General features: G+C 53.2%; 7 protein-coding genes. 6 read left to right on the top strand and 1 reads right to left on the bottom strand.

Going from position 1 to position 6,019, the window contains the following annotated elements; translation table 11 throughout:
- The first annotated feature begins 897 nt into the window (after nucleotides 1-897).
- The 4 genes from OXI60_02085 (at nucleotide 898) to OXI60_02070 (ending at nucleotide 3,958) form a co-directional block, all read left to right on the top strand.
- Entirely contained in the window at nucleotides 898-1,047 is a 150-nt protein-coding gene (locus OXI60_02085) for a hypothetical protein (protein MDE0308608.1), read from the top strand.
- Nucleotides 1,048-1,194: 147 nt separating this feature from the next.
- Entirely contained in the window at nucleotides 1,195-1,701 is a 507-nt protein-coding gene (gene pyrR / locus OXI60_02080; protein ID MDE0308607.1) for a bifunctional pyr operon transcriptional regulator/uracil phosphoribosyltransferase PyrR, read from the top strand.
- An 11-nt stretch (nucleotides 1,702-1,712) separates the two neighbouring features.
- On the top strand, nucleotides 1,713-2,690 hold the full coding sequence (locus OXI60_02075; GenBank protein ID MDE0308606.1) for an aspartate carbamoyltransferase catalytic subunit: 978 nt from the start codon (nucleotides 1,713-1,715) through the stop codon (nucleotides 2,688-2,690).
- Nucleotides 2,687-3,958 carry a dihydroorotase gene (locus OXI60_02070; protein ID MDE0308605.1) on the top strand — a complete coding sequence of 424 codons (1,272 nt, stop codon included), beginning with the start codon at nucleotides 2,687-2,689 and terminating at the stop codon, nucleotides 3,956-3,958. The genes OXI60_02075 and OXI60_02070 overlap by 4 nt, the downstream gene beginning before the upstream one ends.
- On the opposite strand, the gene OXI60_02065 is transcribed toward OXI60_02070, so the two are convergent.
- Nucleotides 3,955-4,431: a YbaK/EbsC family protein gene (locus OXI60_02065; protein ID MDE0308604.1), complete on the bottom strand. Its 477-nt coding sequence runs from the start codon at nucleotides 4,429-4,431 to the stop codon at nucleotides 3,955-3,957. The two genes, OXI60_02070 and OXI60_02065, sit on opposite strands and share 4 nt — an antisense overlap.
- A gap of 169 nt (nucleotides 4,432-4,600) precedes the next feature.
- Here OXI60_02065 and proC point away from each other — a divergent pair, with 169 nt between their 5' ends.
- Nucleotides 4,601-5,419 carry a pyrroline-5-carboxylate reductase gene (gene proC / locus OXI60_02060; protein ID MDE0308603.1) on the top strand — a complete coding sequence of 273 codons (819 nt, stop codon included), beginning with the start codon at nucleotides 4,601-4,603 and terminating at the stop codon, nucleotides 5,417-5,419.
- Nucleotides 5,420-5,431: 12 nt separating this feature from the next.
- A complete protein-coding gene (locus OXI60_02055; protein MDE0308602.1) occupies nucleotides 5,432-6,001 on the top strand; it encodes a YggT family protein in 570 nt (189 codons plus the stop codon).
- Nucleotides 6,002-6,019 lie beyond the last annotated feature (18 nt).

Raw genomic sequence — 6,019 nt, 5'->3', positions numbered from 1 at the left:
ACCGAAGAAATAGGCAGGGTATGAAAAACTGCTGCGGAACGCAGCTTAGTTCAGTGGGGCCTATCTCGCCAACCGAACTATGTAGCGTAATTTATTAACATCCTAATTTAATTAAAAAAAATCAAATCGATGACGACATAGTATAGGCTTCAATCACAGCCCATTTATGGGCAGGAGCTATATTATGAGTAATCGGAATTATGATCAAATTACGTTTCGACGGCCAGCAATTGGACCGTTCGCTTCACATTTGTCCCAATTTGCTGAGGCATTACGAGCACAACAGTATGCACCGGCAACTGTTTATTGCATATCGCGTCACATTGCCCGATTCAGCGAATGGTTGGCAGAGCAGCAAATTGGACTCGACACATTTTCGGAAGAACAGATTTTATCGGCTTTAACGGAAGTTTAACGTTCTGGCTCTCTTTTGAGGGTATCACATTGTGATTTTGGCTTAATTTTAGCCGTAATCTGCCTCTTTTCGCCTCTTTTTCGACATATTTCATGCTTAAAATGCCGTGCTTGTAAGTAGCGGTTTTAAGTTACATGCAACATAAAACCGCTACTTACAACTGGTGTTACTGGCAGCTTGACTTGGCCCCTTGCAGGGGCTGACTATATCCAATCTGTTTATTTCCGCTTGTGCGAAGAGTTCGGCGCGGGTGCGATTGGCCTCAGAGGCCCAACAATCCGGATCAAACGGTAAAAATAGCCCAGATCACTCCGGCCATCATCAAATCTACCGGACCCCCCTGTCCACAGACGTTCAGTGATGCGATAATCCGCTACGCAGAGCAGCGGAATTACGCTCCAACGAAAATGCTGCGTTCAGCTTTAATTGCACTTCATTGACTGAATTGCGGCTATGGTTACGAAGTCAGCACTACTGATGTCGTGAAGGCACGCGAACTGGCCGTGGCAGCCGAGGTGAAACTCAATCAAGTGGAATGGGTGAACAGCTGGGTGAAGATACTGGTCGATGGAAGTGAGAATCATTCAGGGAATTTCGTTCGACAAGCATTGCGGCGGCTCGACGCCATTTAGACGGTCATGATTTCCGCGTTTGATCCACCCCGTGCTACGAAAAGTATTTTTCAAGGCGAGTCGCCCTGGAAAACCGATTCTGTTCTCAGCCAGCCGTGCGTTGAATACGTATAATCTAACCTGCATGCACATGTGAGTCTGCAGGAAATGAACGACGCTCAACCCGAACAACTGCCTGTTGAACAAATCCTTGATTCAATGGCTGAGTCATTGGATGCCCTGCTGATTGCCGAACCAATGCTAGTGGCAATCCAGACCGGCGGGGTATGGATCGCTGAGCACCTGCACCAGAAACTCAAGATCAATGAACCGCTGGGCGCAATCGATATTTCGTTCTATCGGGATGATTTCAGCCGGGTCGACTTGAATCCCAAAGTGCATGAGTCCTACTTGCCGGAACCGATCGACGACCGGAACATCATTCTGGTCGATGATGTCCTGAATACCGGACGAACCGTGCGTGCAGCACTGAACGAACTTTTTTCCTGGGGACGGCCTGCTTCGGTCAAATTGGCAGTTCTGCTGGACAAGGGTAACCGGGAACTGCCCCTGGGTGCGGATGTCGTAGGGCACACAATGTCACTGAAAAACAATCAGTTCGTTAAAATATCCCCGTCAGGCCGGCTCATCTATTCCGACTCGAATCATCATTGAACTCACACCCAATGCCTCAAGACCTGCAAATCGACTCCGACGGACAACTGAGGCATTTCATTTCGATCCAGGCCCTGCCCCGGGAACTCATTGAGAATATCCTTGAACTGGCGGAATCCTATATCGACTTCGCCGCGCGTGGCAGCAAGAAGGTTCCCCTGCTTCGAGGCAAGACTGTCGTCAATCTTTTCTTTGAACCGAGCACCCGAACCCGAACAACATTCGAGATTGCAGCCAAACGACTGTCAGCCGACGTCATCAATCTGCAGTCGGACAGCATGTCGACTGTCAAGGGGGAAACGATTCTGGACACAGTAAAGACCCTGCAGGCCATGCATACGGATACTTTTATCGTCCGGCACAAAAACAGCGGTGCAGCCAATCTTATCGCCAAACATGTCCCCCCTCACGTCCATATCATCAACGCGGGTGATGGACGCTATTCGCACCCTACTCAGGCTTTGCTGGATATGCTGACGATCCGCCAGCATAAACATTCCTTCGAGAACATCACCGTTGCGGTGGTCGGAGATATTCTCCATTCCAGGGTTGCTCGCTCGGAGATAACCGCACTGAATGTGCTCGGTGCCGGCGAGGTGAGAATCGTAGCCCCCAAGACGCTGATTCCAACCGGCGTGGAAAAGATGGGTGTCCAGGTCTATACGGATATGGCCAGGGGGCTCAAGGATGTTGATGTGGTCGTGATGTTGCGACTGCAGATGGAGCGTATGGAGGGTCAGTTGGTCCCAAGCCCGAGGGAATATTATCAGTGTTACGGTCTGACCGAAGAAAAACTGAAACTGGCGAAACCGGACGCGATCGTCATGCATCCAGGCCCGATCAATCGGGGTCTTGAAATCGCATCATCCGTCGCCGACGGTTCACGCTCGGTCATTCTCTCCCAAGTCTCCAACGGCATCGCCGTCAGAATGGCGGTCATTGCAAAAATCATGGGCGGCACTGGCAAGAAGCCGGAATCGGCATCATGAAAACCACTGCGATACGAAACGGTCGGGTGATCGACCCTGCCAATGGCGTCGACTCGGTTGGTGATGTTTTTGTCAGGAATCATCGGGTTGCTGACCCTTCCGAGGCTTCCAGTCTTTCATTTGACCGTGAAATCGATGCGTCCGGACTGATCGTCTGTCCCGGCCTGATCGACCTTAACGCAAAGATGGGCGAACGCGGCTCAAGTCAGTCATCGACACTGCAAACCGAGTCCAAAGCCGCCCTGTCCGGTGGCATCACCACTGCCTGCATTCAACCTGACACCCAGCCGGTCGTCGACACGCCGGCGATGGCGCATATGATTCGTACCAATATGGAACAGCAGTCGGGTCCGAATATCCTGCCTTTGGGAGCGCTGACCATCGGGCTTCAAGGCGAGACTCTGACAGAGATGGCAGCCCTGAAGGCCGCTGGCTGTGTCGGGGTGAGCAATGCGCGCTCACCCGTTCGCAGCACCTTGCTGATGCGACGGGCGATGCAGTATGCATCAACGTTTGACATCACGGTATTCATTCATTCGTTCGATCCCTGGCTGGCCGGCAATGGATGTGTACACGAGGGAGAGATCAGTACGCGCCTAGGGTTGCCAGCAGTACCGGAGGCCGCAGAGACCGTCGCCGTCGCGAGAGACCTTGCCCTGGTCGAGACAACAGGTGTGCGGGCACATTTCAGCCAGATCTCCTGCGCCCGATCCGTCAGCATGATTGCGGAGTCGAAACGAAGGGGACTGAACGTCAGTGCCGATGTAGCCGTTCACAATCTGCTGCTCACGGAATTCGACGTCGAGGGATTCGATACCATGTGCCACGTGCAGCCGCCGTTGCGCAGCGAAGATGATCGCAGCGGATTGAGACAAGGTTTGAGGGACGGATCAATCTCTGTCATCTGCTCGGATCACCGACCCTGTCGGATTGATGACAAACTGGCTCCGTTTGTTCAGACGGCTGCTGGCATATCGGGACTTGAAACTTTGTTGCCGCTCACCTTGAAGCTGGTGGACGAAGGAGCGATCAGCCTCACTGAGGCGATTGCCTGTCTCACCTGCAATCCCGCCGCAGTTCTGGGAATTGAAACCGGCTCCCTGACACCTGGGTCGGCAGCTGACATCTGTATTTTTGATCCAGAGCGGACCTGGACAGTCAATCCTGACGATATGCTGAGCGGAGGACGGAACACGCCTTTTGCCGGAACCCGGATGCGAGGCAGGGTAACCCATACCTTCAGCGGCGGGAAGCTCGTTGTGAGCTAAACCAGCGGTTGCGTGAAATTGCGGATCCTGTCGCCGGCCAACACACGCAGATTCTTTCTTGATATCGGAAACAGGCTGTTGGGGGTGCCGGCAGCCGCCCACACGGTTTCGTGCACAAAAAGGTCCCGATCAAAGACTGTCCGAACGGGATGGGCAAGACCAGCCGGCGCCACGCCGCCAATGACAAAACCTGTCGTATGACGAACAAATTCAGCATTGGCCTTGCCGATCGGCTGGCCGACCAGATCCGCCAGCAGATCTGTGCACACCCGATTGGCACCGCTGGTTACAGCCAGTACGGCATCACCGTCACCGGCTGTGAAGATCAGCGACTTGGCGATCTGCGCAATCGAACACCCCAAAGTCTCAGCCGCCTGCGCTGAAGTGCGGGTGTCATGCTCAACAATGGTAATCTCGCATGGAATATTCATTTGCGCCAGAGCGGACTTGACGCGGATATTTGCGGGGTTCATGGTTTTCGCACACTCACATACGGACCGGTCTGGCATCATTTACATGGGATTGTGATGGACATTAGACAACAAAAACCTGCAAGTTGCCTTGCTGAGTGCGGGTAAAATATTGGACTCCTGATGTGATTTCAAGAATCATCCCGTGTCAAGCCTATCCCGGAAACCTGAATTGTCGAAAACTATAGGATTTGTAGGCGGTGGCAATATGGCCCGCAGCCTGATCGGTGGGTTGCTGTCCAATGAATTCGACCGATCATCCATCATGGTCTCCGACCCGGTCGCACAAGCGCGACAGTACCTATCCGATCACTTTCGGGTGTCGGCAACTGCCGACAACAGCGAAGTCATCGCAAACTGTGCCAGTGTGATTCTCGCAGTCAAGCCACAAGTTATGAGGCAGGCGCTTGAGGATGCCCGGCAAGCGTTGCGGCAACGCCGTCCGTTGCTGATTTCCATTGCCGCCGGCATCACCACCGACAGCATAGCCGAATGGTCAGGCGGGGACTACGCCATCATCCGAGTCATGCCCAATACCCCTGCGCTGATCCAGAAAGGTATTTCAGCACTGTACGCGAACGAACGGGTATCGCCGGAGCAAAAACAGTACACTGAATCGATTCTTTCTGCAGTCGGAAAAACGGTATGGGTGAGCGAGGAGAGCCAACTTGACGCAGTCACCGCAGTTTCGGGAAGCGGACCGGCCTATTTCTTCTACCTGATCGAAGCTGTTCAGGCAGGTGCCGAAAACCTTGGTCTTCAGCCCGAAGATGCGAAGCTGCTTGCGATCGAGACCGCGATGGGTTCCGCTTTGCTGGCCGGGCAAGGCGACGATTCGCCCGCCACGCTCAGAAGGAAAGTCACCTCGCCGGGCGGTACAACTGAAGCCGCGCTGAACGTGCTTGAGTCAGCGCAGGTCAAGGATAGGTTCATTCAGGCAATTGAAGCAGCCAGGAACCGTGCGGCTGAAATGTCAAAACACGTTGTCTGACCTGGTAATCGAATGCAGATTCCACTATCGCTTCAACTGATCTACCCGATATTGCTGATCTACGGATTCATTGCGATTCTGCGCGCTTTGATGCAGTATCTGGATTCCGATTTCCATAATCCGATTTCGCAGTTTATCCACCGCGTCACCGCACTGCCTATCAAGTTGCTGCGAGTATTCGTGCCCAGGGTTCGAGGCTCGGACTCCCTGTCGCCGCTTGTTCTTGCATTGCTGGTCGCGTTCGCGGAACGCTTTGTGTGGATGCAATCCAATGGAATTGGATTGGATATCCCGGCAACTTCGGTTCTCACAATTGCGATCGTCCTGGAGCGTGCGATCAATGTCATGATCATCGTCATCCTGATCCGGGTCGTCATGAGCTGGGTGCCTATCGGAACGCGAAGCATCCAAAGATTGATCTTTACCACTACAGAGCCGCTGATGAGCTTTGCCAGGCGATTCATTCCACCATTCGGCGCTTTGGATTTCACCCCGATCCTGATATTGCTGGCACTTGAAGTTGTCAGTTGGATTGGCGTCGGCTCCATTGAGGTCATGGGGTACAGGTTGCTGAATTCGTGAATACTCACCTTGCCGGAG

This window comes from Acidiferrobacterales bacterium (assembly GCA_028820695.1).
Classification (GTDB): Bacteria; Pseudomonadota; Gammaproteobacteria; order Arenicellales; family JAJDZL01; genus JAJDZL01.
This window is presented reverse-complemented; position numbering and strand designations above follow the sequence as displayed.

What these genes read in the sequence shown, in the direction of transcription:
- pyrR (MDE0308607.1), top strand. Translation starts at nt 1,195, where the DNA reads ATGAACGACGCTCAACCCGAACAACTGCCTGTTGAACAAATCCTTGAT.
- OXI60_02075 (MDE0308606.1), top strand. Translation starts at nt 1,713, where the DNA reads ATGCCTCAAGACCTGCAAATCGACTCCGACGGACAACTGAGGCATTTC.
- OXI60_02070 (MDE0308605.1), top strand. Translation starts at nt 2,687, where the DNA reads ATGAAAACCACTGCGATACGAAACGGTCGGGTGATCGACCCTGCCAAT.
- OXI60_02065 (MDE0308604.1), bottom strand. Translation starts at nt 4,431, where the DNA reads ATGAACCCCGCAAATATCCGCGTCAAGTCCGCTCTGGCGCAAATGAAT.
- OXI60_02055 (MDE0308602.1), top strand. Translation starts at nt 5,432, where the DNA reads ATGCAGATTCCACTATCGCTTCAACTGATCTACCCGATATTGCTGATC.